The sequence below is a fragment of the Aeromonas sp. EERV15 genome (genome assembly GCF_900079845.1).
In the GTDB taxonomy this organism is placed as follows: Bacteria; Pseudomonadota; Gammaproteobacteria; order Enterobacterales; family Aeromonadaceae; genus Aeromonas; species Aeromonas sobria.
Genome location: NZ_FKKY02000015.1, coordinates 51,035 through 75,089 on the forward strand (window position 1 = coordinate 51,035; position 24,055 = coordinate 75,089).

Here is a 24,055-nt window from a genome sequence, read left to right on the forward strand (position 1 = left end):
GTGCGGGTAGTTACCTAACAGTCTATGTGGCCTTTTCCATAACGTCATGATCCGGTAGCGGGATAAAAAACAGGCCACCTTGCGGTGGCCTGTCGGTTTATTTCAGCAGGGCTTCCATCTCCGCCTCTGCCTTGGCGCGAGCCTTGGCTTCCGCCGCTCTGGCGGCATCGGCGACGCTCTCTCCGGCCGTATGAGAGGCGGCACTGACGGCCTGCCGGGCTGGTTCGGCAACGGCCTTGGTTGCCTCTTGCGTCACGGTGGCGGCAGTGCTGCTGACGGCCTGTTTGGCGGGAGCGGCTACGGCCTTGGTGGCTTCCTGTGTCACGGCCGCCGCGGCACTGCTGACGGCCTGTTTGGCAGGAACGGCAACTGCTTTGGTCGCTTCTTGCGTCACGGTTGCTGTGGCGCTGCTGACTGCCTGTTTGACAGGAGCGGCAACGGCTTTGGTGGCTTCCTGCGTCACGGTGGCGGTGGCACTGCTGGCTGCCTGTTTGGCGGGTACGGCCACAGCCTTGGTGGCTTCCTGCGTCACGGTGGCAGCGGCGCTGCTGACGGCTTGTTTGGCCGGAGTGGCAACGGCCTTGGTGGCTTCTTGGGTTACGGTCGCAGCGGCGCTGCTGACGGCTTGCTTGGCAGGAGCGGCAACAGCCTTGGTGGCTTCTTGCGTCACGGTGGCGGCAGTGCTGCTGACGGCCTGTTTGGCAGGAGCGGCAATAGCCTTGGTCGCTTCTTGCGTCACAGTGGCAGCGGTGCTGCTGACTGCCTGTTTGGCAGGCGCGGTTACCGCTGTGGTTGCACTGCGAGTCAGGTCGGTCGCGTTCTGGCTCACCGATTGGGTGGCCTGTCCGGTGGCCTGTCCTGTGGCGTTGGCGGCTGCGCCGCTGATGACCTGGCTGGCGCTGTTGGCCAGCGAGCCGGTGACGCCGCTGGTCACTGTGCCCAAGGCGCTACCAAGGGAGAAGGGGGAGGCGCCGCTCTGACTGGTTGCAGTTCCGGTCAGGGCATTGTCCGCCGGGGTGAGCTGGCTGGCGGGGGTCTGCCAGCCCTGCATGGTGGTTGGCCAGGTCGGTGCCGTGCCCGCCAGATTCTCGCCAAAGGTCTGGGTGGTACCATCCCCTTTTTGCAGCAACACCGACATCTGGTTGGTTTGCGAGTTCCACACCATGCCCGCCTGCTTGGCGATATCCGGCACCGGCGCATACTCGGAGAGCACATAGAAAAGCGGCCCCTCCTGCTGTAACTTGTCGGCGGTCTTGAGCAACTGCATGGTGCTGTCGTAGTTGGGGCCAAGGATGGCGGTCATCCGATCCTTGATCAGGGGTTGTTCGAACAGATTGACCTCGTTCGGGTCAAAGCCGACCAGCGGCTTGAGCAGGGCCCACATCAGCTGGCTGGTGGGGCTCATCATCAGCAATGGGGCAACGCAGGCGGACAACATCAGGCTCAGGCAGGCCGCCTGAAGCAACGGCATGATACGCATTGGGATAATATCCAAATAACGATTTGATAAATAAGGTTATATTTTGTCAGGAAGTGACAAATTTACCGGAAGTTTGCGGGTGGCAACGAGAGCCTGCCCGCAGGCGCAGGCAGGCTACCATATTGGTTCCACAATGCCAGCAGGCAGTATGATTGTCAGTCAAGTAAACCTCGGGACTGGTCGCTCCATCGAGGGCACCCCGCAACGAAACAGGATCTACCCCATGAGAAATATATTGTTCTGCCTGCTGGCCGCCTTCTTGCTGGCACCTGCATCGGCTACCCCCAAAACCACAGTGGCGGGCGAGTCTGCCAGCCCCGAGCTGGTGCTGCCACTGGGCGCTTTGCCAGAGCGGGTGTGCTGGTTTGCGGATCAGAAATATTCTGAAGGGGGGCGGATACTGCAGGGAGATATCTGGCTGGAGTGCGGCCCGCTGAATGATCTCGAGAGTAATGGCCCGCTGGCCTGGCGATCCCCTGCAATGGTGCTGCCTGCCACCAGAGGAGCGAAAGATCAGAAGACGATTTCCGTGGGGCAGTGAGGCTTTTCTTGATCCAGCTAAAGACATGGACGTGATCCCTGTCGCATAATGCAGCTCCTTTCTTCTCTTGGCTGGAACCTAAGAAATGGCTCGTCGCTCTTCCAATGCACAACGTCGTCGCAGTAGCTGGTGGTACAAACGCTTGTTGGCAAGGGAGCGGGAAGAGCGCGAATCGCGTTCCGTCAGGGATTGATACTGCATTGAAAAACGGAGCCTCGCGCTCCGTTTTTGCGTTTATTACCCTTAGCTGCATAACAACGGGGGCCGAAAGGCCCCCGTTTTGTTTTGCTGTCTTTTACCTGTCAGATCATGGCCTAGCGTTGCAGCGCGGCCAGTGCCAGTTCGATCCGCTTGGCGTACTCGGGGTCGGCCTGCTCGAAGTGCTTGAGCTGAGCCGCGACGATGGCGTCATCCTCCACATTGATGAGGGAGCGCGCCAGGTTGGCGGCGAGCCGTGAGCGCTGCCCCTCGTCCATGATACGGAACAGGTTGCCCGGCTGGCTGTAGTAGTCGCTGTCGTAGTCACGGAAGTCGTAGTGCAGGGCGGCCCCTTCCAGACTCAACGCCGGTTCGTGCTGCTCGCTCGGTTGCTGGGTACCAAAGCGGTTCGGCTGATAGTTGGGGCTGGCGCCGCCATTGCTGTCCGCTCGCATGGCGCCATCACGATGGGCGCCGTGATGGAACGGGCAGCGTGGGGCGTTGACCGGCAGCAGGCCGTGGTTGACGCCGAGGCGATAGCGCTGGGTGTCACCGTAGGAGAACAGTCGTCCCTGCAACATGCGATCTGGCGAGAAGCCGATACCGGGCACCACGTTGGCCGGGGTAAAGGCGGCCTGCTCCACGTGGGCGAAGTAGTTGTCCGGGTTCTGGTTGAGTTCCAGCATCCCCACCGGGATCAGCGGGTAGTCGCTGTGCGGCCACACCTTGGTGAGGTCGAACGGGTGGATCTGGTAGGTCTGGGCATCGGCCTCTGGCATCACCTGCACATAGACCTTCCAGCGCGGGAAGTCGCCCCGCTCGATGGCGTTGAACAGATCCGCCTGGCTGGTCTCCCGATCCTGCCCGACGACATTGGCCGCCTCTTCATCGGTGTAGAAGCTGTGGCCCTGCTCGGTCTTGAAGTGGAACTTGACCCAGAAGCGCTCGTTGGCGTCGTTGATAAAGCTGAAGGTGTGGCTGCCGTAGCCGTTCATCTCCCGCAGGCTCTTGGGGATGCCGCGATCGCTGAACAGTATGGTGACCTGATGCAGCGATTCCGGATGGCGGGACCAGAAGTCCCAGGCGGCGGTGGCGCTGCGCAGGTTGGTGCGCGGATCCCGCTTCTGGGTGTGGATGAAGTCAGGGAATTTCAGCGGATCGCGGATGAAGAAGATCGGGGTGTTGTTGCCCACCAGATCCCAGTTGCCCTGCTCGGTATAGAACTTGAGGGCGAAGCCACGCACGTCGCGTTCGGCATCGGCGGCACCCTTCTCACCGGCCACGGTGGAGAAGCGCAGGAAGACCGGGGTCTGCTTGCCGATGGCGTTGAACAGGTCGGCCTTGCTGAACTGGCTGATGTCGTGGGTCACGGTAAAGGTGCCGTAGGCGCCGGAGCCCTTAGCGTGAACCACCCGCTCGGGAATGCGCTCGCGGTCGAAGTGGGCGAGTTTCTCCATCAACCAGATATCTTGCATCAGGACGGGGCCGCGCGGGCCGGCGGTGAGGCTGTTGTTGTTGTCGACGACGGGTGCGCCGTTGGCGCTGTGCAAGGTCTTGTCAGTCATGGCTTCTCTCCTTGTTGATATGGGGCCAGCCTACGGATCTGCGCAATGATCGGCCAATGGGCCTTTCCTCGCCCTTTGATAGGCAAGACAAATGGTTGTGGGTGGGGGATGTGTAACCGCGCCGGATATTGCATGATTGAGGTTTCGAGAAGGAGCCTCATATGCAGATTACGATCCGTCATGCCGAACCCGTCGATGCCCCCGCCTTGCGGGATCTCTACGCCCTGCCTAATGCCCAGGCGGGCACTCTGCACCTGCCTATGCCTCCCCTTAGCCAGTGGCGGAAGCGGTTGGAGAGCAGTGATGTGGTCGCCTTGGTAGCCGAGGCAGATGGGCTGCTGGTGGGCCAGATCTCATTGCATGTGGAGCCCAATCCCAGACGCAAGCATGTGGCTGGTATCGGCATGGGGGTACGGGATGACTGGGCAGGCAAGGGGGTTGGCTCGGCCCTGCTGGCTGCGGCGCTGGAGCTGGCCGATAACTGGCTCAACCTGCACCGGATTGAACTGACGGTTTTCGTCGATAACGAAGCGGCGCAGGCGCTCTATCGCAAGTTCGGCTTTGTGGAAGAGGGGCGGGCCCGTGACTATGCCTTCCGCCAGGGGCGCTATGTGGATGTGTTCTACATGGCCAGAGTTGCGGGGGGCGCCAGTCGCTAACGGCATGGTCGATTATCAGGTCAGATTGCGCCCGGTGATCCGGGCGCTGGAGCAGAACCCCGAGCTCTGCCTTCGCGAGGCGGCCAGTCTCGCGTCGCTCTCCAGCTATCACTTTCATCGGGTCTTTACCGCCGTCACCGGCGAAACCCCGGCCGAGATGCAGCGCCGCCTGCGGCTGGAGCGGGCGGCCCGCGCGCTCTGCTACAGCCGGGATCCGGTGACCGAGATAGCCTTCTCGGCCGGTTTTTCCAGCTCGCAGGCCTTTGCCAAGGCGTTTCGCAAGCAGTTTGCCATGACGCCGGGGGCGCTACGCCAGCAACCCTCGCTGCTGCAACTGAGCAAGAATGGACACGCCGCCCCCCGTGAGGCTGGTTATGCTGAAAGCCATTCCCATGAAAGGAGGCAACCGATGAAAACCGAACAGATGGCCCCGCGCACCCTGGCTTATATCCGGGTGACCGGCCCTTACGGCACTGGCTATGAACCGGTATGTGACCAGCTCTACCAGTGGTCTGCCGAGCAGGGGCAGGCCGAGGGGGAGTGGATCTTCATCTACCACGACAACCCCGAGATCACTGCGCCCCAGCAGTGCCGCACCGATATCTGCGTCACCGTTGCGGCGGGTACCAAAGGCAGCGGTAATGTGGAGATCCAGCCGCTGGCGGGCGGCCGTTATGGCCAGTCACGTTTCACCGTGACCGACCCGGCCCAGTATCCTGCGCTCTGGCAACAGCATATCGGTGAGGTGGTGGCGGCCGGTTTCGAATTTGATGATCGACCCTGTTTCGAGCTCTATCACAGCTTCGATCCGGTGACCAAGATCGCGGATGTCAGCTTCTGCTCCAGCCTCAAGGGGTAGGGCACAACAAGACGGAAGGGGCGGTGCAGAACGCCGTGCAGCAACGAGAGAGCCGGACAGTGTCCGGCTCTTGTGTATCTGGCGATTGGGGCGGCGGTTAGCGCTGGAACCCCTTCTGGGCGAACTTGGGGCGGGCGTTCATGATCTGCTCCACCTGCTCGTCGCTCATCTTGCCACGCGACAGCCCCAGCACCTTGTAGGTGAGTAGCGGTCGGGCGGGCAGGGCGATCATCAGGGCGCGGATCTGGTTCTCGTCATCCTTCTCTCGCACCGGCTTGCCGTAGGCGTAGGTGAGGACGCCGGCATCCATCAGGTTTTTGACGGCGGGCTCGGTGATCGGCAAGTTTATGACGCTTTTACGCTGCAGCACGAACTCGCGCAGTACCGCCTTCTCGTTGAAGTCGAGGAAGCCGATCATCTGGGTCAGCTGGTCCTGCTGACGACGCGCCTGCCACTCCTCACAGGCCCACTCCCAGGCGATCAAAAAGCCCTGACTGCAGAAGTAGGAGATGGCGATCAGCATGCCGACTCCCAGCCAGGCCGCGTGTTCCATCGCCCACAGGCTGACAGCCCCTTTCATCAGCCCGGCCGGAAACAGCAAGATGATGCTGCAGCAGAGCAACAACCAGACCATCAGCCAGTTGAGGCGGTTCAGTTGATAGAAATGTTGGATCCACCGTTTCATCGTTCATCCTTCCCAAACTGTTGTGGATAGTGAACTACCTCCAGCAAGCTGTGTGCCAAGAGTGCAATTTTGGGGGGAGTGCGGCGGGTCGGGTTACATTCTCTTACAACTCAGTCAGTGAGTGATGAATTGTTTGTCTTGTGAACGGGCTGCCGCGTTGCTAAAAAGCCCCCTCAGTCATTGGGGAGTAGCAACCCGCCCGCATTCCGGGCCGGGCCCATGTCAACACTCTTGGATCCTCGCATCCATGGCATGGGCGGCGATAGGCACTATCGCTCTGCAAGACCTTTGGCCTCGATATGCACGCCAGCCGGGCGAGCCATGTCGGGTCCATTGGTTATTCTGCTCGCCTGGCGGTATCTATTATGTTGATTACCCTGCTGTTATTTCTTGCCTCTGCGGTCACCATCTACCTTGCCTGCGAATACTTCGTCAACGGCATCGAGTGGGCCGGCCACCACTTCAAACTCTCCCAAAGTGCCACCGGCTCGCTGTTGGCGGCGCTCGGTACGGCGCTGCCCGAGTGCATCGTCACCCTCACCGCCTTGCTGATGGGCAACACGGCCGCCCAGCAGGAGATCGGCATTGGCGCCGCCCTCGGCGGGCCGCTGGTGCTGGCGACCATCGGCTATGCTGCGGTCGGTCTCACCCTGCTGCTTTGCATGGGGCGTACCGAACGGGCCATCAATGGCGAGGTGCAGCGTGAGATTGGCCGGGATCAGCGCTGGTTTATCGGCATCTTTCTGGTGGCGACCGCGCTGGGTCTGGTCGCCTTTAGCGGCAAGAGCTGGTTGGCCCCGCTGTTTGTGCTGGTCTACCTCGTCTATGTGCGGCGTGAGCTGAAACAGAGCGACAGCCACGAGGCCGGGCTGCCAGAGCCCCTCAAACTGGCACCCGATGCCGGGATCCCGCCCCTTGGCAAGGTGCTGCTGCAGACGCTGGGTGCGCTGGTGGTGGTGGCGCTGGCGGCCCAGCTGTTTGTCCATCAGCTGGAGAGCATGGGCGAGCTGTTTGGCCTCTCGCCGGTGCTGGCGGCCCTGCTGCTGAGCCCGGTGGCGACCGAGATGCCGGAGCTGATGAACGTGCTGATCTGGGTGCGACAGGGCAAGACCAGGATGGCCTTGGCTAATATCTCCGGGGCCATGATGATCCAGGGCACCATCCCCAAGGCGTTCTGTCTGCTGTTTACCCCCTGGCTGCTGAGTGGTGCCATGCTGGTCTCGGCGATCGTGACAGTATTGGCGATGGTGTTGCTCTGGTGGGGGTTTCGCCGGGGGGCGATGACGGCTGGCCGTCTGGCACTGATTAGTCTGCTCTATCTGTGCTTCTGCGGCTGGCTGTTAGTGATGTGAGCGGGATGCGAACGGCGGATCGGTCGGGGCACCAAGGTGGTCACTCGTGAGTGCCCCGAAGTAGCAACGACACAGCCCAGCAGGACACGCCTGCCGGGCTGTGGGTCAGGCGGCCCCGCGCCTTAAGTTCCAAGCCGGTTTCAGGTGGGCTGGGGCAGCTGTTGTTGCGAGGTGCGTTGCTGGAACCAGAGCCAGAGGCCGATGGCAAAACCCAGCACTGAAAGACTGACCACATAGTGGGAGGGGGCCAGCATGTCGTTCTTCATCCAGAGGGTCACCGCCATCGGGGTGAGGCCGCCGAAGATGGCGTAGGCCACGTTGTAGGAGAACGACAGACCGGAGAAGCGCACCACCGGCGGGAAGGCGTTGACCATCACGTAAGGAACCGCGCCGACAATCCCGACCGCAAAGCCCGCCAGCATGTAGAGCGGCACCAGCTGGCTCGTGCCGGCCGCCAGACCGTGATAGAAGGCGTAACTGGAGCCTGCCAGCAGCAGGGAACCGAGCATGAAGGTGATACCGCTGCCCAGCAGGTCGATCAGTCGGCCATAGACGATGCAGCCGAGGGTCAGGGCGACGATCGCCAGCGAGTTGGCGGTCAGGGCGTCCGCCGGGCTGATGCCATAGACCTTCTGCAGATAGGTCGGGGTCATCAGGATCACCACCACGATCCCGGCGGAGAGCAGCCAGGTCAGCAGCATGGAGACCACCACGCTGCTCTTGTGATTGCGCAGCACCGTCTTGAGGGGCAGTTCATCGGCCAGGGTCTTGTTGGCTTGCATCTCGGCGAAGACCGGGGTCTCGTGCAACCAGCGACGCAGGTACATGGCAACGATGCCGAAGATACCGCCCAGCAGGAAGGGCACTCGCCAGCCCCACTCGCTCACCTCGGCCGGGGTCAGGCTCTTGTTGACCGCCGTGGCGATCAGGGAGCCGAGCAGGATGCCGGCCGTCAATCCCGCCGTGAGCGTGCCGCAGGCGACCCCGACCCGACGGGCAGGAACGTGCTCGGCGACAAATACCCAGGCGCCCGGCACTTCACCGCCGATGGCCGCGCCTTGCAGGATACGCAGTCCCAGCAGGGCGATGGGGGCACCGATGCCGAGCACCGCATAGGTGGGCAGCAGACCGATCAACAGGGTCGGCAGCGCCATCATGATGATGCTGAGGGTGAACATCCGCTTGCGGCCGATGAGATCGCCAAAGTGGGCCATGATGATGCCGCCGAGCGGGCGGGCCAGATAACCGGCGGCGAAGATGCCGAAGGTCTGGAACTGGCGTAGCCACTCGGGAATGTCGGCCGGGAAGAACAGCTCGCCGATGACCACGGCGAAGAAGACGAAGATGATGAAGTCGTAAAACTCCAGCGCACCGCCGAGGGCAGCCAGACTCAGGGTCTTGTAATCCTGTCGGTTGAGGGGGCGGGCGTGATCGTGTTGTTGTGCGGTTGTGCTCATATCCGTATGTTTCCCATCGGTTTTTTTAGTTATTGTCAGCCCGCGCAAGGGGCATATACAGGTGTTCGAGAGTATGCTGCCTGCCTCTTGTGTGTAAATCGCGCAATTCGCAACACTGTCTTGCATCTTTTTGGGGCAATCCGAATGCCCCGCTGGCGGAGGAATGATGGAAAAGAAACGGGTACTGCTCTCCTGGAGCAGCGGTAAGGATTGCGCCTGGGCACTGCATCAGTTGCGGCAAGATCCCGCTATCGAGGTGGTGGGGCTGTTTACCACCCTCAATCAGGCGTTCGAGCGGGTGGCGATGCACGGGGTACGCAAGCAGTTGCTGACCGAGCAGGCCGCCTGTGTCGGGCTGCCCCTCATCACCATCGATCTGCCCTGGCCCTGCAGCAACGAGGATTACGCCCGCATCATGACCGGCTTTATCGCCGATGTGGTGGCACAGGGGATCCGCCATATGGCCTTTGGCGATCTGTTCCTTGAGGATGTGCGCGCCTACCGTGAACAGCAGCTGGCAGGCACCGGTATCGAGCCACTGTTCCCGTTGTGGGGCAGCAACACCGGTGAACTGGCGCCGCAGATGATGGCCGCTGGCTTGAAGGCGCGGATCAGTGCCCTCGACCCGAACAAGCTGGATGCCAGCTTGGGTGGCCACGATTTTGACGAAGCACTGCTGGCAGCGCTGCCGGAGGGGGTGGACCCGTGCGGTGAGAACGGCGAGTTTCACACCCTGGCCTATGATGGCCCCATGTTTGCCCGTCCGCTCGGCATTCTGGTCGGGGAAACCGTACTGCGCGACGGCTTTGTCTTTACCGATCTGCTGCCAATCGAAGATTAATTGTCGGGCGTCAAATGCTCCCTTTTGCAGGAACGTTCACAGATTTGAGGGGCGGGATGGGGGCACTATTGACCCCCTCTTTTGATTGAAGATGACAACCTGCCTTATGAAACACTTCTCTCGTCCGGCGCTGCTTGCCTCCTTGCTGGCTGCTGCCCTCTCTCTGCCTGCCGTTGCAGGTGAAGCCGCTACCGTTCAACCGATCCCTGCCGGTGTCACTACCGTCACGCTGGCCCAGCAGGCGCCGATCCACTGGGTCTCGGTGGAACAGATTGCCAAGAGTCTGGATGGTCTGCCCCCGATGGCGGTCGGCTTCGACATCGACGATACCCTGCTCTTCTCCAGCCCCGGTTTTTATCGCGGCAAGCAGGAGTTCTCGCCCAACGACGAGAGCTATCTGAAGAACCCCGCCTTCTGGGAGAAGATGAACAACGGTTGGGATGCGTTCAGCATGCCGAAAGAGGTAGGCAAGGGACTTATCGCCATGCACCTCAAGCGCGGTGACCACATCTATTTCGTCACCGGTCGCTCGGCCACCAAGACCGAAACCGTGAGCCAGACCTTGCAGCAGACCATGAATATTGCGGCTGACCAGCTCAATCCGGTGATCTTCGCCGGTGATCAGCCGGGCCAGAACACCAAGGTGCAGTGGCTCAAGGATAAGCAAATGAAGGTCTTCTACGGCGATGCCGACGGGGATATCAAGGCGGCGCAGGAGGTTGGCATTCGCGGCATTCGTCTGCTGCGGGCAGCCAACTCCAGCTACCGGCCACTGCCGCTGGCAGGGGCGCTGGGGGAAGAGGTGATCATCAATTCCCAGTTCTGATCCGGAGAGTATCCATGCAACAAGGGCGGGGCCATTGGCACCCGCCCTTCTGTTTTTAAGGAGTCATGCAAAGGCGTGGCGCCTTAGTCAGCTCACGGTATCAGTCAGCCCACGGCATCTCGGGCAGGCTGTCGAGGAACTCGCCGTAACGGGTCAGATTGAAGGGGCCCTGATCGGCCTCCATCGCCATCAGCTCGGCCCCGAGGGCGCAGGCGATATACTGCAGCGCCTCTGCCCGCGGGGTGCCCTTCATCACCAGCCGCATCAGGGTCGCCTTCACATGGGGCGGGTGACCATCGTTGAGCTGGTTCTCCACCATCTCCAGCAGCGTCTCTTCGTCAAAAAATTCCTGAGTGTCGTTCATGGGCTATCCACAACAGTAAATGTGGCGGCCAGTATAGCCCTAACCGCCTCCACTCCCTGCACAATCAGGCAATAAACTGCCCGCGGTTCGTCGCGGTTAGGTACGGCAAACCAGCCCGAACAGGGTGTAGCGATCGCGCTGGTTGACGCGGCAGTAACTGATGCCGGCGGGCAGTGCCTGCTGCAGGGTGATGGCGCTGTGCTGATAGTGGCAGACCAGATAGAGTGGGCGTTGGCTACCATCAAGCTGGCTCCAGTAGTGGATCTCGTCGCTGTCGCCATTATCCGGTTTGAGTTGGGCCAGCTCGGCAGGATCTCCGTCGAACAGGGCGAGGTTGTCGAGCTGCAGGCTGAGGGAATCGCGCTGCTCGCCGCTGGCGTTGCGGGTAACGGCTTGCCAGCCCTGCTGCGGGGTCAGCAGTTGCTGGCTAACCTTGATGGCGGGCGGGCAATCAAATTGCAGGCTGGCGGCAAGGGCCAGGGTGGTCAGTAACATGATCTCGGATCTCTCTTCATTCCATCAATCCCGTCCCCATGCTATGTCATCTGCTACTGAACAGCTTCATCATTTTGTCCAGCAGATCAAGCTGTTGTGGTGGCTGTCTCATGGACTCCGCCTCCCGTTCCAGCAACGCCTGCTGCTCCTGCTGGCGGTCGCTCAGTACCCGATAGAGGGGCTCGACCAGCGACTCGCGCTGCATCACCAGTTCCTGAAACATCCCCTGATTAATGCGATAGGTTTCCACGGTAGCAAGCGCCCGTACCGTGAAGGAACTGGGCTCGCCAGTCAGCAGGCTCAGCTCGCCAAAGAAATCACCAGCCCCCAACGAGCCCAGTTTCAGCTCTCGCCCTTCCACGTTGACCAGCATCTCCGCCTCTCCCTTGACCAGTACGAACAGCCAGCCGGAGATCTCCCCCTGCTCCAGCATGATGTCGCCGCTGACGAAGGGGGCGAACTTCACCTGATCGGCCAGCTGGAGCAACTCGTTCTCCTGCAACATGGCAAACAGCGGCAGCTTGCGCAGGGTGTCGGTACGCTCGGCGGTGTGGCGTTTGTGGCGGGCATCCAGATGCTGCTTCTCCTTGGCCATAAAGACGTTGAAGATCGGCGGGGTGAGGCGACGATCGTTGCGGCGCAGGGCCGCATCTATAAGGCTGCGCACCATGGAGTCGGTCGGATCGTCGCGAGCCAGATCGGTCAGCCAGTAGCGCACCGCATAGCGGGCAATCCCCCCTTCGACGTTCATCAGCAGGCAGTCCGGTTGCGGATACTTGGCGACACAGGGGAGCTTGGTCTCCCGCAGGGATTTCTCGATCAGCGCGATGATCTGGGTCGGCAGGGTATCGAGGGTCAGATCGAACCAGACCCAGCGCCGCCACTGCAAGGGTTCGCCCTGACGCCGCCCGAGCACGGTGAAGCGCTGTTTGAGCAGATGGCTGTTGGGGATGACTACGGTTTCCCAGTTGCGGGTTTCGATGGTGGTGGCACGCCAGTTGATCTCCACCACCCGGCCCTGAGTGGTATCTACTTGCAGCCAGTCACCGATGGCGATGGAGTTGTCGAGCTGAATGGAGACCCCGGCCAGCAGGTTGCCCAGGGTATCCTGCATGGCGAAGGCGATGACCGCAGTGATCACCGCCGAGGTGGTGACTATCTCCCCCAGCGCCATCCCGGAGGCATAGAGACGAAACAGCCCCCAGCCGATGTAGCCAATGGTGATGACAATATCGGCGATGATCCGCGGGATCCGCACATGGCAGAGGGGGAGTAGAAACTCGAACAACAGGATCCCCCACACCTTGACCAGTATCAGACCCGCCAGCAGGGTGGAGATCTCGATCAGCAATTGATGGGGCAACGGCAGTTTGAACCAGCCCCCTTCCAGCTGGATCAGCAGGATCATCACCGCGCTTATCATCACGAAACTGAGCTCGGAGAGCAGCTCCCGGCGCTGGCCCGGACGACGCCAGAGGTGGATCAGCATCAGTGACAGGGTGAACAGAGTCCAGAATGGGTGTTCCATGATCCAGATGATGGCAGGTAGTACCGTGAGGTTATCGCCAGACATAGCAGCCCCTTCTTGTGGTTTACCACCAGCATAGTTGCTGTAGCGAGGGGAAATGGTGCGTTGGTACAGCAATTTATTTATGCTGTGCAGAACCAGGCAAAGGAGTGCGATCTAGTGTCAATTTCAAAGAAAATCATCTGGTTGGTGGCATTGTTGCCACTGGCTGGTTGTGACCTGTTAGTGGATAAGTATCGGGTCGAGTTCAGGGATGGATCCTGGCGCGAGATAGCCATCACCCCCTTCTCCAGCGAGGCGCGCTGGCGCGAGGGGTGTGCCACCGGCGAAGTGCTGAGCGATATGAAAGTGCCGATCAAGCGCGGTGACAAGGTCAATGGCCGGGAGCAGTTGCTGATCGGCGGCGAGAAGTTCGAGCTGGATGACAACAACCTCTACCGCAGTAATGGCATGGTGTTTGGTCAGTCCCCGGATCATATCCAGCGTGGGCTCAAGGGAATGGATATATGCCGAACTATGCGCCCCGAGCGGGGTGGCTTGCCCAAGCTCAAGGCGCGCGGTTTCGGTGACTGACCTGCTCTGGCTTAACCTTTGGCTGCCAGCCCACAGCGCTGGCGGCAGGCATCGCCAAAGGCTTGAAAGATCTTGATGGAGTGGGGGTTTTCATTGGCTTTCCACTCCGGATGCCACTGCACTGCCAGCAGAAAGGGGGAGAGTGTGGGAGCATGCAGTGCCTCGATCAGCCCATCTTCGGCGTGAGCCAGCGGCTCCAGTCCGCTCCCCAGTCGATCAATCCCCTGCCCATGCAGGGAGTTCACCGCAATCCGCTCAGCCCCCATCAGCTCGGCAAACCAGCTGTCCGGCAGCAGCTCAATCTGATGGCTCGGCCCATACTGCTCGTCGACCGGATCGTCGGCATCTTCCCGGTGATCGTCATAGCCCGGCTCGTTGTAGACCTTCTGATGAATATCGCCACCCAGTGCCACGTTGATCTCTTGCATGCCACGACAAATCCCGAGGATCGGCAACCCCTGCGCAATCGCGGCATTGATCAGTGACAAGTCAAAGAGGTCGCGATCCCGATCCTGCTGTTTTTCCGGGGTGAGGTTCTCTTGCCCATAGAGGATCGGGTCTATGTTGGAACCGGCACCACTCAGATAGACACCATCGGCCAGATCCAGATATTGCTGCAGATCGGCGGTGCTGCAGCAGGTGGGCACCAGCAACGGGACGCAGTCGCTGATCTCCACCAGCGGCATGATGTATTTGTGGGTCATCACCTGATAGGCGTGGCCGTTGCGGGGTTGGGCCCCCATGGTCATCAGCACCACAGGTTTACGGTTGGATGGGGGGAGGGGATTTGGCATAGGGCACCTTGATTATCCTTGGCGTTGAAGTCTCATCCTGCGCCTTGGGCAGGCCCTTGCATACGCAGTGGGCAAGGGCATGCCTCAAGGCATGGTCATGGGATCCCGGGTCGGGCAGGGTGGCAGAATCGTCGGTCAGCCTGGGCAGTGACAGCCTGGATCCTCTGTTCAGTCTGCCAAGGCCGTTCAATATGTCAAACAAAATGATGCTAAATTGTTAACGGGTTTGTGTTGATCTGCTCTGAAACAGCGATTTAACGGGGCGGAGTAGATGGGTATTCATGGCCGGGTCGCCAGAATGGTGGATATATTAAACGCGCAGGGGCTGCGGGGGATGGGGAAGGGCGTCAATAGAAGCACGCCTCCGCAGAGGGAGGCGTGTTTCGGGGATCACAGCAGGTCTTCGATCTCGCCGCGCAGATATTGGTACATCTCGCGATAAGCGATCGGCGGCGTGTTGAGGGTCCGCTCTTTGTTAGCTGTGCGGATCAGTTGGCGCAGCTTCTGGCGATCCAGCTCGTGGAACTGCGACAGCAGTTCGTTGAGGGCGCTGTCACCTTCGGTGATCAGGCGCTCGCGCCACTGCTCCAGACGATGCAGACGTGCATTCACGGTAGAGTGACGGTTTCTGAAGATCGACAGGGCTTCGACGATCGGCTCGATATCACGGCTGCGCATCAGGCGGCCGATAAACTGCAAGTGACGGCGGAATGACTCATCTTTGTTCGGCTTGAGCTTGCGGCCCAGCTCGACTGCATCGGCAAGCTCTTCATCCAAAGGAATTTTTTCCAATTCACTGTGGCTTAAGGAGACAATCTCTGCACCCAGTTTTTGCAACGCTTCTGCATCGCGCTTGAGCTGGCTCTTGCTGGGGCCCCAGTCTTCTAACTCGTTGTCGTCTTGATATTGACTCATCGGTCTCTTGATTCCTGTCTTTCACGTTTGGTGGATATGTTACCAGCTTCTCCCGCTGGGCGCAGGGGTCTGATATGCTTAGTCCCCTTTCCTTCCTTCATACAGATGTGAGTTATGGATCAGCAAGACCAAATCCGCCAGGATCAAGCCCATCTCGAGGCCGTGGTTGCCGAAGCCCTGGAGATAGCCAAAGGACTGGGCGCCTCGCTGGCCGAAGTCTCCATCAGCAAGCAGACCGGGCTGTCGGTGAACACCCGGGGTTGTGAACTGGAAAGCATTGAATTCAATAAGGATGGGGCGCTCGGCATCGCGGTTTACCGCAATGGCTGCAAGGGGTCATCATCGACCACCGATCTGGGCAAACCGGCCATCCGCGCCGCAGTCGAAGCCGCCATCGAGATCGCCCGCCACACCTCTGCCGACGATTGCGCCGGGCTGGCACCTGCCGAGCTGCTGGCCTGGGATGCCCCTGACTTGCAACTGTGTCACCAGATTGAACTGGATCCCCAGCGCGGGATTGAGTTGGCCATCGAGTGTGAGCGGCTGGCACTGGGTCGCGATGCCCGCATCAAGCACTCCGACGGTGCCGGTTTCTCAAGCCATCTCGGCATCAAGGTTTATGGCAACAGCCATGGCTTTGTGAAGGGCTATGCCGCCTCGCGCAACTCCCTGAGCTGCGTGCTGATCGGCGAGCAGGATGGCGAGATGCAGCGGGATTACGGTTACTCATCCAGTCGCGATCTGGCTGGGCTCTGGAGCCCGCAGCGCATCGCTGATGAGGCGGTCGAGCGTACCGTCTCGCGCCTCGGCGCCCGCAAGATTTCCACTCGCCATGCCCCTGTGCTGTTTCACCCCGATACTGCGTCCGGCCTGTGGGGTCATCTGGTGATGGCCATCAGTGGGGGTAACCTCTATCGCAAGTCGAGCTTCCTGCTCGACAAGCTGGGCAAGCAGGTCCTGCCCCAGTGGCTCACCATTGAGGAGTTCCCCCATCTACTGGGCGGGTTGGCCAGTAGCCCGTTCGATGGTGAAGGGGTGCGCACCCGCGACATGGATATCATCCGTAACGGCGAGTTGATGAGCTGGCTGCTCACCTCCTACTCCGCCCGCAAGCTGGGGTTGACCACCACCGGTCATGCCGGTGGCATTCACAACTGGCAGGTTTCCAACTCCGGCAAGGACTTTCAGGGCATGCTGAAAGAGATGGGCACCGGCCTGCTGGTGACCGAGCTGATGGGGCAGGGGGTCAATATCGTCAACGGTGACTACTCCCGTGGCGCCGCCGGTTTCTGGGTCGAGAATGGCGAAATAGCCTACCCGGTCGAGGAGATCACCATAGCTGGCAATCTGGCGGAGATGTTCAGCCATATCGTGGCGGTGGGCAGTGACGAGGACGAACGTTCCAGCCTCAAGACCGGTTCGGTACTGGTCGAGAACATGAAGCTGGCGGGTCATTGATCCGGTAGTTATCCTGCCTGACGGGATGAAATGAGAAAGGCCCCCTCGCCAACGCGAGGGGGCCTTTTTATCAGCTTGCGATCAGTGATCTGCTGGCAATCAAAGGGCTATCAGCCCTTGATGCGCTCGATGCGGCCACCCAGTCCCTGCAGCTTCTGCTCGATGTCTTCGTAGCCACGGTCGATGTGATAGATACGGTCGACGATGGTAGTGCCTTCGGCTACAAAACCGGCCAGCACCAGACTGGCGGAGGCGCGCAGATCGGTCGCCATCACCTGGGCGCCCTTGAGCTGCTCGGTGTCACGGCAGATGGCTACATTGCCCTGCAGTTCGATGTCAGCGCCCATCCGTACCAACTCGGGAACGTGCATGAAGCGGTTCTCGAAGATGTTCTCGGTGACCATGGCGGTGCCCTTGGCGACCGCGTTCAGCACGGTGAACTGTGCTTGCATGTCGGTCGGGAAGGCCGGGTAGGGGGCGGTCTTGATGGTGACCGGCTTGAGGGTGCGGCCAGTCATGTCGAGGGTGATCCAGTCAGCCCCTTTCTCGATCAAGGCGCCTGCCTCTTCCAGCTTGACCAGTACCGCTTCCAGCAAGGTCGGGTCGGTGTTGCGGCAGGTGACCTTGCCACCGGTAACCGCTGCGCCCACCAGGAAGGTACCGGTTTCGATACGGTCAGGCTGTACGCTGTAGTCGCCACCGTGCAGGCGTTCGACGCCATCGATGGTCAGGGTGTCAGTGCCTGCGCCCTGGATCTTGGCGCCCAGGGTGGTGAGGAAGTTGGCCAGATCGACCACTTCCGGCTCACGGGCGGCGTTTTCGATCACGGTGCGCCCTTCTGCCAGGGTCGCAGCCATCATCAGGTTCTCGGTACCGGTGACCGAAACCATGTCCATCAGGATATGGGCGCCTTTGAGGCGACCATCGACACGGGCCTTGATGTAGCCATCTTCGATGGTGATCTTGGCACCCATCAGCTCCAGACCGTGGACGTGCAGGTTGACCGGACGGGCACCGATGGCGCAACCGCCGGGCAGAGAGACGTCAGCAGCCCCGAAACGGGCGGCCAGCGGGCCCAGCGCCAGAATGGAGGCGCGCATGGTCTTCACCAGCTCGTAGGGGGCGACGTGGTTGTTCACCGCACCGGTCAGCACGGTGACGTTGCCGTTGACCTTGGTGGTCGCGCCCAGCATCTCCAGCAGCTTGATGGTGGTGCCCACATCTTTCAGACGTGGCACGTTGGAGAGGTGTACCTCTTCATCACACAGCAGGGTTGCGAACAGGATCGGCAGGGCGGCGTTTTTGGCGCCGGAGATGGTCACTTCGCCGTTGAGAGTGCAACGACCATCGATTTTGAATTTGTCCATTTTTACTTCGTTACCAAATCAGGAGGGCAATAGGAATTTACGTTCGCGTTTCCACTCGGCGTCGGTGAACGCCTTGATGGAGAGGGCGTGAATGGCGTTGCTGGCGATCTTGTCCATCAGCGGGGCATAGATGGCCTGCTGTTTCTTGACCCGGCTCATGCCGTCAAACATGTCACCGACGGCGATCACTTGATAGTGACTACCGTCCCCTTTGACATGGACTTCGGACAATGGCAGAGCCTCGAGGAGTATCGCTTCAATTTCAGAGACTTGCATTATGCGTCCTCAGTTGTGAGCGGGGTTGACTGAAACAGCCCGGCCACCCCGTAGAGGTTGGCCAGGGTATAGAAATCACTGGAGGCGCCCACCAGTTGCGGTGTGGCGCCTCGCGCTAATACGTTTTTGGCCCATTTGACCAGCAGCGCCAGCCCGGCTGAGTCGAGGGTGGTGACGCCGCCGAGTTCGAGCCGGTCATTCTGCCACCACTGGGCGCGGGATTGCCACAGCTCATTGACCTGTGGCGCCTGCAGATCACCGCTCAGGATCATGGCTTGAGCACTAGCGGTTTGGCGTTGTGTTCGCGCAACTGGGCGATCACCGCATCGATGCCGTTCTGGCGAATGAGGCCGCCCAGCTCGCTCTGTTTGGCGGAGAGCAGGCTGATCCCCTCGGCGACCATGTCGAAGGCTTTCCACTCGCCGGTCTTGTTGTTCTTGCGCAGCTTGAACTCGAGGAAGATATCCGGCTTGCCGGGCTCTTTTACGCTGACGCTGACGGCGGTGATGTTGCTGTCACCGGCCGCTTTGCCCGGTTCGACCTTGACGGTCTGCTTGTCAAAGTGGGCCAGCGCGTCGGCGTAGGAGCTCACCATGTACTCGGTGAACACCTCGACAAAGGCATTGCGCTGCGCCTCTGTGGTCTCTTTAATCTGGTTGCCGAGCACCTTGTAGGCGGCAAAGCGGTTATCCACGTAAGGCAACAGCTCTTCACGGATGATCACCCGCAGGTGATCCGGATTGCTTTTTACCTGGGCCTGATCGGTTTTCAGGCGGGCAAAAGTCTGCTTGGCAGCTTGATCCACCAGTGCATTGGGGTCGGTTGCATCGACTGCGGCCTGGGCCGACAGGGAAAAGAGCATGCTGGTCATCAGGCCCAGCAGCAGGGCGATTTTCTTGAACATGGTTACTCCTTCTTGCTGTCAGGTTTGCTGTCGGAGGATTGGCTGTAGAGGAATTTGCCAATCAAATCTTCCAGCACGATGGCGGATTTGGTGTCTTCAATCAGATCACCATTTTTGAGCATACCGGTTCCCATCTCCTCATCGCTGAAGCCGGGGGCCAGACCAATGTACTGCTCGCCCAGCAGACCCGAGGTCAGGATGGAGAGCGAGCTGGTATCGGAAAACTCGCCAGCACTCTTTTGCATCAGCAAGGTGACTTCGGGCACCTGGGTTTTCGGGTCCAGCACAATATCGCTGACCCGACCCACCACCACACCGCCGACCTTGATCGGCGAGCGGACTTTCAGGCCGCCGATATTATCGAAATGCGCGCGCAGGGTATAGGTTTCTCCTTCCGGTTTGAAGCTCAAACCGGCCACTTGCAGTGCCAGCGCCAGAATGGCGCCGAGGCCAGCCAGCATGAAGGTGCCAACCAGGAATTCTACTTTGCTGAACTTCATCGTTACCTTATCCAAACATGACTGCGGTGAGTATAAAATCCAGGCCGAGTACGGCGAGGGAGGAGTGGACCACGGTACGGGTCGTGGCCTGACTGATCCCGGCCGAGGTCGGCTTGGCATCATAGCCGTTAAAGAGCGCAATCCAGGTGATCACCAGGGCGAAAATCAGGCTCTTGATGGCCCCCTGCATGATGTCATCCTGCCAGTCGACGGAGGCCTGCATGGCGGACCAGAAGCTCCCTTCATCAACCCCCAGCAAATCCACTCCAACCAGTTTGCCGCCAAAGATACCGATCAGGCTAAACATAAAGGCCAATAGTGGCATGCTGATGACCCCGGCCCAGAAGCGCGGCGCGACGACGCGGCGCAGCGGATCGACCGCCATCATTTCGAGGCTTGAGAGTTGTTCGGTGGCCTTCATCAGACCGATCTCGGCGGTCAGGGCAGACCCGGCGCGACCGGCAAATAACAGGCCGGTCACCACAGGCCCCAGTTCCCGCAGCAGGGAGAGGGAGACCAGCGGCCCGAGGCTCTGCTCGGCGCCGAAATCCTTCAAGACGTTATAACCCTGCAGCGAGAGCACCATACCGATAAACAGGCCGGAGACCAGAATGATGGCCACCGACTGCACGCCCACTACGTAGAGCTGTTGCACCAGCAAGGGAAAGTGCTTGCGTGGTTCGGGTTTGCCCGCCAGTGCATGAAACAGCATGATGGAGGCGCGGCCGACAGAGCTGATAACACGCACCCCGACCCGACCCAGCTTGCTTATTTGACTTATCAACATCAGAGATCCTGTAGCAGATCGCCTGCCGGAAAATGAAACGGAACAGGACCGTCGGGCAAGCCTTTGAGGAACTGCTCGACTTCGGGATTGTGCTCCTCGCGCAATTGAGCCGGGGTGCCGTGTGCCACCACCTTGCGATTGGCGATGATGTAGGCGTAATCGGCGATGCTGAGCACCTCTTTCACATCGTGGGTAACGATGACGGAGGTGATGCCAAGGGCATCGTTCAGCTCCTTGATTAGCTTGACCAGCACCGCCATGGTGATGGGGTCCTGCCCGACGAAGGGCTCGTCATACATGATGAGATCGGGGTCAAGGGCGATGGCTCGGGCCAGTGCCGCCCGACGCGCCATGCCGCCGGAGAGCTCGGACGGCATCAATTGTGCCGCGCCGCGTAAACCCACAGCTTGCAGCTTCATCATGACGATGGTGTGGATCAGCTCTTCTGGCAGGCCGGAGTGCTCCCGCAGCGGGAAGGCCACATTGTCGTAGACCGTCATGCCGGTAAACAGGGCGCCACTCTGGAACAGCATGCTCATCCGTTTGCGCACCTCGTAGAGACGGCTGCGGGAGAGGGTGGGGATATCTTCCCCGTCGAACAGGATGTGACCGGACTCAGGTTTGATTTGGCCACCGATTAAGCGCAGCAAGGTGGTTTTGCCGATACCGCTCGGGCCCATGACGGCGGTGACCTTGCCACGGGGAATGGTCAGGCTGATCCCGTCGTACAGCAGCCGATTGCCGTGGCTGAAACTCAGGTCGGAGATGGTGATCAGATCATTGTTCAAACAATTGTCCATCCGGTGTAAATGAGGTGCGAATTTTATGGGGTAGTCTAGGTGTAAGCAACAGCAAGGAACAACTATTGAACAGGTTGCCAGCCTATTTGCACGACAGTTTTCTGTAACAAAGTGCGTCATTCATCGTGGGGTTCACCATCCGATTCGCTTATCCGGGCAGACTTTTTTATAATCCCGCAGCTAATTTCGGCCCGGAGCTGTGTCTTTATGTCTGTAAAGCCTGAGAAAGTGTCTGAACTGTTCGATTTTCGTCGCAGTGCCCGCGCGGTGCTGGACATTGAAAAACAAGCGATAGATGGACTCTATCAGTACCTGAACGATACCTTCGACAGGGCCTGCGAGATGGTGTTGCGCTGTGGCGGCAAGATAGTGGTCACCGGAATGGGCAAGTCGGGCCATATCGGCAGCAAAATTGCTGCAACCCTCGCCAGCACCGGCACGCCAGCCTTTTTCCTCCATCCGGGGGAAGCGAGTCACGGTGACCTGGGGATGGTATCCAGTGGCGATCTCATCATCGCCATCTCCAACTCCGGCGAGAGCGACGAGATCCTGGCCCTGCTGCCGGTGCTCAAACGCCGCGGCATTCCGCTGATCTGCATGACCGGCAATCCAGCCTCCACCATGGCCAAAGAGGCTAACGTGCACCTGTGCATCAAGGTGGATAAAGAGGCCTGCCCATTGGGGCTGGCACCCACCTCCAGTACCACGGCGACCCTGGTGATGGGCGATGCACTGGCGGTGGCCCTGCTGGAAGCACGCGGCTTTACTGCCGATGATTTTGCCCTTTCTCACCCGGGTGGGTCGCTCGGCAAGCGCTTGCTGCTGCGGGTCGGTGACTTGATGCATCGTGGTGAGCTGTTGCCCCGGGTTGGCATCGATGCCACCATCAGCGAGGCACTGCTGGAAGTGAGCCGCAAAGGTCTGGGGATGACGGCGATCATCAATGTCGATGGCGTGTTGGCGGGGTTGTTTACCGATGGTGACCTGCGCCGCATCCTCGACCAGCAGATCGATATCCATCACACTCCCATCAGCCGTGTGATGACCACCAACTGTGTTACCGTAGGGCCAGAGATGATGGCGGCTGAAGCTGTCAAACTGATGGAAACCCGCAAGATTAACGGATTGCTGGTGGTGGATGAAGAGAAGCGCCCGCTCGGTGCCTTCAACATGCACGACCTGCTGAAAGCCGGAGTAATTTGATGCAAAACGTACCGACCCTCTATGGTCCGGTGACGCGCAGCCAGTACGACAAGGCGGCGCAAATCCGCCTGCTGGTGTGCGATGTGGATGGGGTGCTCTCCAACGGCCTCATCTACATGGGAAACAACGGCGAAGAGCTGAAAACCTTCTGCACCCGCGATGGTGCGGGCATGCGGGCCTTGCTCAATGCCGGGATCGAGATCGCTATCATCACCGGGCGCAACTCTCGTATTGTCAGCGATCGGATGAAAAGCCTGGGTGTGGCTCACGTGGTGCAGGGAGCAGACAAGAAACTGCCCCACTTCGAGGCGCTGCTGGCCAAGCTGGGACTGACTCCGGAACAGGCCGCCTATATGGGCGATGACACCATAGATCTGCCGGTGATGGCCGCCTGTGGCCTTGGCATCGCGGTGGCGGATGCTCATCCGCTGGTGCTGAGCCGTGCTGATATGGTGACTCGTCTTGGCGGTGGCATGGGCGCGGTGCGCGAGGTGTGCGACCTCATTCTGCAAGCGCAGGGGTTGGCAGATGACCAGCCCGAGGCGTCGGTATGAGCAGACAGACCCTGTTGTTTGCCTTATTGCTGCTGGTGGCGCTGGTCGCCTGGCAGTTGGGCAAGGTGGAGCTGGTGCCCCAGAGCGCCGTCAAAATCGAAAACTATCAGCCGGATTTTGTCGCTAAAGATCTGGTGACCACCCGTTTTGACGTGAATGGTAAACGTACCGAGCGATTGGAGTCTGACTACGCCGAGTATTACCAGCTGCTCGAGCAGGCGACCTTCGACCAGCCGGTAGTCTATATGTATGACGAGCAGGGGAGTGCCGAGTGGAAGATCACTGCCGAAACCGGCGTGCTCAACACCGGTGACAACGTGATCCTGCGGGATAAGGTACATCTGGATGGGCTACTGCCAACTAGCTTCATCTCCACGCTCGATACACCCTATCTGGAGCTGGATCTGGTGACGCAGGATGTGCGCAGCAACCGGGAAGTAAATATTCTGGGTCGGGATTTCCAGACCCAAGGGGTTGGCCTCAAGGGCCATCTGGACCGCAAATATTTTGAGTTACTGGATCAAGGTCATGCCATCTATTTCAATGAAAAACGCTAATCTGGCTCTCGCAGCCCTGTTGTTGTGTGGTGCAGTAACCGCCAAAGAGTCCGACTTTGCCGAGAAGGTCTATGTCGATGCCGTCAAACAAGTGGCCGAGATGCAGGATAATCGCATCACCTTTGAACAGAATGTCATCATCACTCAGGGCACCATCAAGATCCATGCCGACAAGGTAGTGGTGACCCGTTCCGGCGAGAAAGGGGCCGAGGTGATGACTGCCTACGGCAAGCCAGCGACCTTCTTCCAGATCATGGATAATGGCAAGCCGGTCAATGCTCATGGCAATAGCATTCGTTATGAGCTGAAAAACCGCCTGGTCACCATTACCGGCAACGGTCAGCTCAAGCAGGAAGATAGTCTGGTCACTGGCGACCTGATCCGTTATGACATCGACAAACAAAAGATGACTGCCGAGAGCAAGAACCCGACCCAGCGAGTCAGGACCGAGTTCCTGCCGGATCAGGTAGAGAACTTCGACAAACCCGCCGACCAGAAGAAGCAGGGAAAATAAGCC

28 protein-coding genes and 1 riboswitch are annotated in these 24,055 nt (G+C 59.9%); of the genes, 12 read left to right on the plus strand and 16 right to left on the minus strand.

Annotation, left to right across the window (positions count from 1 at the left end; translation table 11 throughout):
- Window positions 1–97: 97 nt before the first annotated feature.
- The gene (locus BN4575_RS14065) at window positions 98–1,480 is read right to left on the minus strand and encodes a hypothetical protein (protein ID WP_068978646.1); all 1,383 of its coding nucleotides are present in this window, start codon (window positions 1,478–1,480) and stop codon (window positions 98–100) included.
- A gap of 223 nt (window positions 1,481–1,703) precedes the next feature.
- On the opposite strand from BN4575_RS14065, the gene BN4575_RS14070 reads away from it, so the two are divergent.
- The gene (locus tag BN4575_RS14070) at window positions 1,704–2,021 is read left to right on the plus strand and encodes a DUF1496 domain-containing protein (protein WP_068978647.1); all 318 of its coding nucleotides are present in this window, start codon (window positions 1,704–1,706) and stop codon (window positions 2,019–2,021) included.
- Between the two features lie 314 nt (window positions 2,022–2,335).
- On the opposite strand, the gene BN4575_RS14075 is transcribed toward BN4575_RS14070, so the two are convergent.
- A complete protein-coding gene (locus BN4575_RS14075; protein WP_068978648.1) occupies window positions 2,336–3,784 on the minus strand; it encodes a catalase in 1,449 nt (482 codons plus the stop codon).
- 161 nt (window positions 3,785–3,945) lie between these two features.
- Between BN4575_RS14075 and BN4575_RS14080 the strand changes: the two genes are divergently transcribed.
- Together BN4575_RS14080 and BN4575_RS14085 are read left to right on the plus strand one after the other, a co-directional pair.
- Window positions 3,946–4,443 (plus strand): GNAT family N-acetyltransferase, encoded by a 498-nt coding sequence (locus BN4575_RS14080; RefSeq protein WP_068978649.1) that lies wholly within the window; start codon window positions 3,946–3,948, stop codon window positions 4,441–4,443.
- A 4-nt stretch (window positions 4,444–4,447) separates the two neighbouring features.
- Entirely contained in the window at window positions 4,448–5,302 is an 855-nt protein-coding gene (locus BN4575_RS14085) for an AraC family transcriptional regulator (protein ID WP_068978650.1), read from the plus strand.
- 97 nt (window positions 5,303–5,399) lie between these two features.
- On the opposite strand, the gene BN4575_RS14090 is transcribed toward BN4575_RS14085, so the two are convergent.
- On the minus strand, window positions 5,400–5,987 hold the full coding sequence (locus tag BN4575_RS14090) for a superinfection exclusion B family protein (RefSeq protein WP_042024483.1): 588 nt from the start codon (window positions 5,985–5,987) through the stop codon (window positions 5,400–5,402).
- Between the two features lie 170 nt (window positions 5,988–6,157).
- Window positions 6,158–6,264, plus strand: a riboswitch (yybP-ykoY riboswitch).
- Window positions 6,265–6,352: 88 nt separating this feature from the next.
- On the opposite strand from BN4575_RS14090, the gene BN4575_RS14095 reads away from it, so the two are divergent.
- Window positions 6,353–7,339 (plus strand): sodium:calcium antiporter, encoded by a 987-nt coding sequence (locus BN4575_RS14095; RefSeq protein WP_068978651.1) that lies wholly within the window; start codon window positions 6,353–6,355, stop codon window positions 7,337–7,339.
- Window positions 7,340–7,479: 140 nt separating this feature from the next.
- On the opposite strand, the gene BN4575_RS14100 is transcribed toward BN4575_RS14095, so the two are convergent.
- A complete protein-coding gene (locus BN4575_RS14100; protein WP_068978652.1) occupies window positions 7,480–8,796 on the minus strand; it encodes an MFS transporter in 1,317 nt (438 codons plus the stop codon).
- Between the two features lie 166 nt (window positions 8,797–8,962).
- On the opposite strand from BN4575_RS14100, the gene BN4575_RS14105 reads away from it, so the two are divergent.
- Both BN4575_RS14105 and aphA read left to right on the plus strand, forming a co-directional pair.
- Window positions 8,963–9,637 carry a Dph6-related ATP pyrophosphatase gene (locus tag BN4575_RS14105; RefSeq protein WP_068978653.1) on the plus strand — a complete coding sequence of 225 codons (675 nt, stop codon included), beginning with the start codon at window positions 8,963–8,965 and terminating at the stop codon, window positions 9,635–9,637.
- A 106-nt stretch (window positions 9,638–9,743) separates the two neighbouring features.
- Window positions 9,744–10,463 (plus strand): acid phosphatase AphA, encoded by a 720-nt coding sequence (gene aphA, locus BN4575_RS14110; protein WP_068978654.1) that lies wholly within the window; start codon window positions 9,744–9,746, stop codon window positions 10,461–10,463.
- A 100-nt stretch (window positions 10,464–10,563) separates the two neighbouring features.
- Here the strand turns inward: aphA and BN4575_RS14115 are convergent, their stop codons facing one another.
- The 3 genes from BN4575_RS14115 to BN4575_RS14125 form a co-directional block, all read right to left on the minus strand.
- Window positions 10,564–10,827 (minus strand): hypothetical protein, encoded by a 264-nt coding sequence (locus BN4575_RS14115; RefSeq protein WP_042024501.1) that lies wholly within the window; start codon window positions 10,825–10,827, stop codon window positions 10,564–10,566.
- 96 nt (window positions 10,828–10,923) lie between these two features.
- Window positions 10,924–11,322 carry an STY0301 family protein gene (locus BN4575_RS14120; protein ID WP_068978655.1) on the minus strand — a complete coding sequence of 133 codons (399 nt, stop codon included), beginning with the start codon at window positions 11,320–11,322 and terminating at the stop codon, window positions 10,924–10,926.
- Window positions 11,323–11,368: 46 nt separating this feature from the next.
- Window positions 11,369–12,895 carry a mechanosensitive ion channel family protein gene (locus tag BN4575_RS14125; RefSeq protein WP_068978656.1) on the minus strand — a complete coding sequence of 509 codons (1,527 nt, stop codon included), beginning with the start codon at window positions 12,893–12,895 and terminating at the stop codon, window positions 11,369–11,371.
- Between the two features lie 114 nt (window positions 12,896–13,009).
- On the opposite strand from BN4575_RS14125, the gene BN4575_RS14130 reads away from it, so the two are divergent.
- Window positions 13,010–13,423, plus strand: a complete 414-nt coding sequence (locus tag BN4575_RS14130) for a hypothetical protein (protein ID WP_068978657.1) — start codon at window positions 13,010–13,012, stop codon at window positions 13,421–13,423.
- 11 nt (window positions 13,424–13,434) lie between these two features.
- On the opposite strand, the gene BN4575_RS14135 is transcribed toward BN4575_RS14130, so the two are convergent.
- Window positions 13,435–14,217, minus strand: coding sequence for a gamma-glutamyl-gamma-aminobutyrate hydrolase family protein (locus tag BN4575_RS14135; RefSeq protein ID WP_068978658.1), 783 nt, complete (start codon window positions 14,215–14,217; stop codon window positions 13,435–13,437).
- A 390-nt stretch (window positions 14,218–14,607) separates the two neighbouring features.
- Window positions 14,608–15,132, minus strand: a complete 525-nt coding sequence (gene yjgA / locus BN4575_RS14140; RefSeq protein ID WP_042024509.1) for a ribosome biogenesis factor YjgA — start codon at window positions 15,130–15,132, stop codon at window positions 14,608–14,610.
- 114 nt (window positions 15,133–15,246) lie between these two features.
- On the opposite strand from yjgA, the gene pmbA reads away from it, so the two are divergent.
- A complete protein-coding gene (gene pmbA / locus BN4575_RS14145) occupies window positions 15,247–16,590 on the plus strand; it encodes a metalloprotease PmbA (RefSeq protein WP_068978659.1) in 1,344 nt (447 codons plus the stop codon).
- A 110-nt stretch (window positions 16,591–16,700) separates the two neighbouring features.
- Here the strand turns inward: pmbA and murA are convergent, their stop codons facing one another.
- Genes murA through mlaF form a run of 7 tightly spaced genes read right to left on the minus strand, consistent with a single transcriptional unit; the run spans window position 16,701 to window position 21,224 of the window.
- Window positions 16,701–17,957 carry a UDP-N-acetylglucosamine 1-carboxyvinyltransferase gene (gene murA, locus BN4575_RS14150; RefSeq protein ID WP_042024513.1) on the minus strand — a complete coding sequence of 419 codons (1,257 nt, stop codon included), beginning with the start codon at window positions 17,955–17,957 and terminating at the stop codon, window positions 16,701–16,703.
- Window positions 17,958–17,975: 18 nt separating this feature from the next.
- Window positions 17,976–18,233, minus strand: a complete 258-nt coding sequence (gene ibaG, locus BN4575_RS14155; RefSeq protein ID WP_005306001.1) for a BolA family iron metabolism protein IbaG — start codon at window positions 18,231–18,233, stop codon at window positions 17,976–17,978.
- Window positions 18,233–18,505 carry an STAS domain-containing protein gene (locus BN4575_RS14160; RefSeq protein WP_042024514.1) on the minus strand — a complete coding sequence of 91 codons (273 nt, stop codon included), beginning with the start codon at window positions 18,503–18,505 and terminating at the stop codon, window positions 18,233–18,235. Before BN4575_RS14160 ends, ibaG begins: the two co-directional genes overlap by 1 nt.
- Entirely contained in the window at window positions 18,502–19,137 is a 636-nt protein-coding gene (gene mlaC / locus BN4575_RS14165) for a phospholipid-binding protein MlaC (protein WP_068978660.1), read from the minus strand. Before mlaC ends, BN4575_RS14160 begins: the two co-directional genes overlap by 4 nt.
- A 2-nt stretch (window positions 19,138–19,139) precedes the next feature.
- A complete protein-coding gene (mlaD, locus tag BN4575_RS14170; protein WP_068978661.1) occupies window positions 19,140–19,637 on the minus strand; it encodes an outer membrane lipid asymmetry maintenance protein MlaD in 498 nt (165 codons plus the stop codon).
- Window positions 19,638–19,644: 7 nt separating this feature from the next.
- Complete coding sequence (gene mlaE / locus BN4575_RS14175; RefSeq protein WP_068978662.1) at window positions 19,645–20,424, minus strand: lipid asymmetry maintenance ABC transporter permease subunit MlaE; 780 nt, start codon at window positions 20,422–20,424, stop codon at window positions 19,645–19,647.
- Window positions 20,424–21,224 (minus strand): phospholipid ABC transporter ATP-binding protein MlaF, encoded by an 801-nt coding sequence (mlaF, locus tag BN4575_RS14180; RefSeq protein ID WP_042024519.1) that lies wholly within the window; start codon window positions 21,222–21,224, stop codon window positions 20,424–20,426. The genes mlaE and mlaF overlap by 1 nt, the downstream gene beginning before the upstream one ends.
- A gap of 207 nt (window positions 21,225–21,431) precedes the next feature.
- Between mlaF and BN4575_RS14185 the strand changes: the two genes are divergently transcribed.
- From BN4575_RS14185 to lptA, 4 genes are read left to right on the plus strand one after another with little or no spacing between them, the layout of a single operon-like run.
- Complete coding sequence (locus BN4575_RS14185; protein ID WP_042024520.1) at window positions 21,432–22,427, plus strand: KpsF/GutQ family sugar-phosphate isomerase; 996 nt, start codon at window positions 21,432–21,434, stop codon at window positions 22,425–22,427.
- Complete coding sequence (gene kdsC / locus BN4575_RS14190; protein ID WP_068978663.1) at window positions 22,427–22,981, plus strand: 3-deoxy-manno-octulosonate-8-phosphatase KdsC; 555 nt, start codon at window positions 22,427–22,429, stop codon at window positions 22,979–22,981. Before BN4575_RS14185 ends, kdsC begins: the two co-directional genes overlap by 1 nt.
- Complete coding sequence (gene lptC / locus BN4575_RS14195) at window positions 22,978–23,538, plus strand: LPS export ABC transporter periplasmic protein LptC (protein ID WP_068978664.1); 561 nt, start codon at window positions 22,978–22,980, stop codon at window positions 23,536–23,538. The genes kdsC and lptC overlap by 4 nt, the downstream gene beginning before the upstream one ends.
- Window positions 23,525–24,052: a lipopolysaccharide transport periplasmic protein LptA gene (gene lptA, locus BN4575_RS14200; protein ID WP_042024523.1), complete on the plus strand. Its 528-nt coding sequence runs from the start codon at window positions 23,525–23,527 to the stop codon at window positions 24,050–24,052. Before lptC ends, lptA begins: the two co-directional genes overlap by 14 nt.
- The last annotated feature ends 3 nt before the right edge of the window (window positions 24,053–24,055 follow it).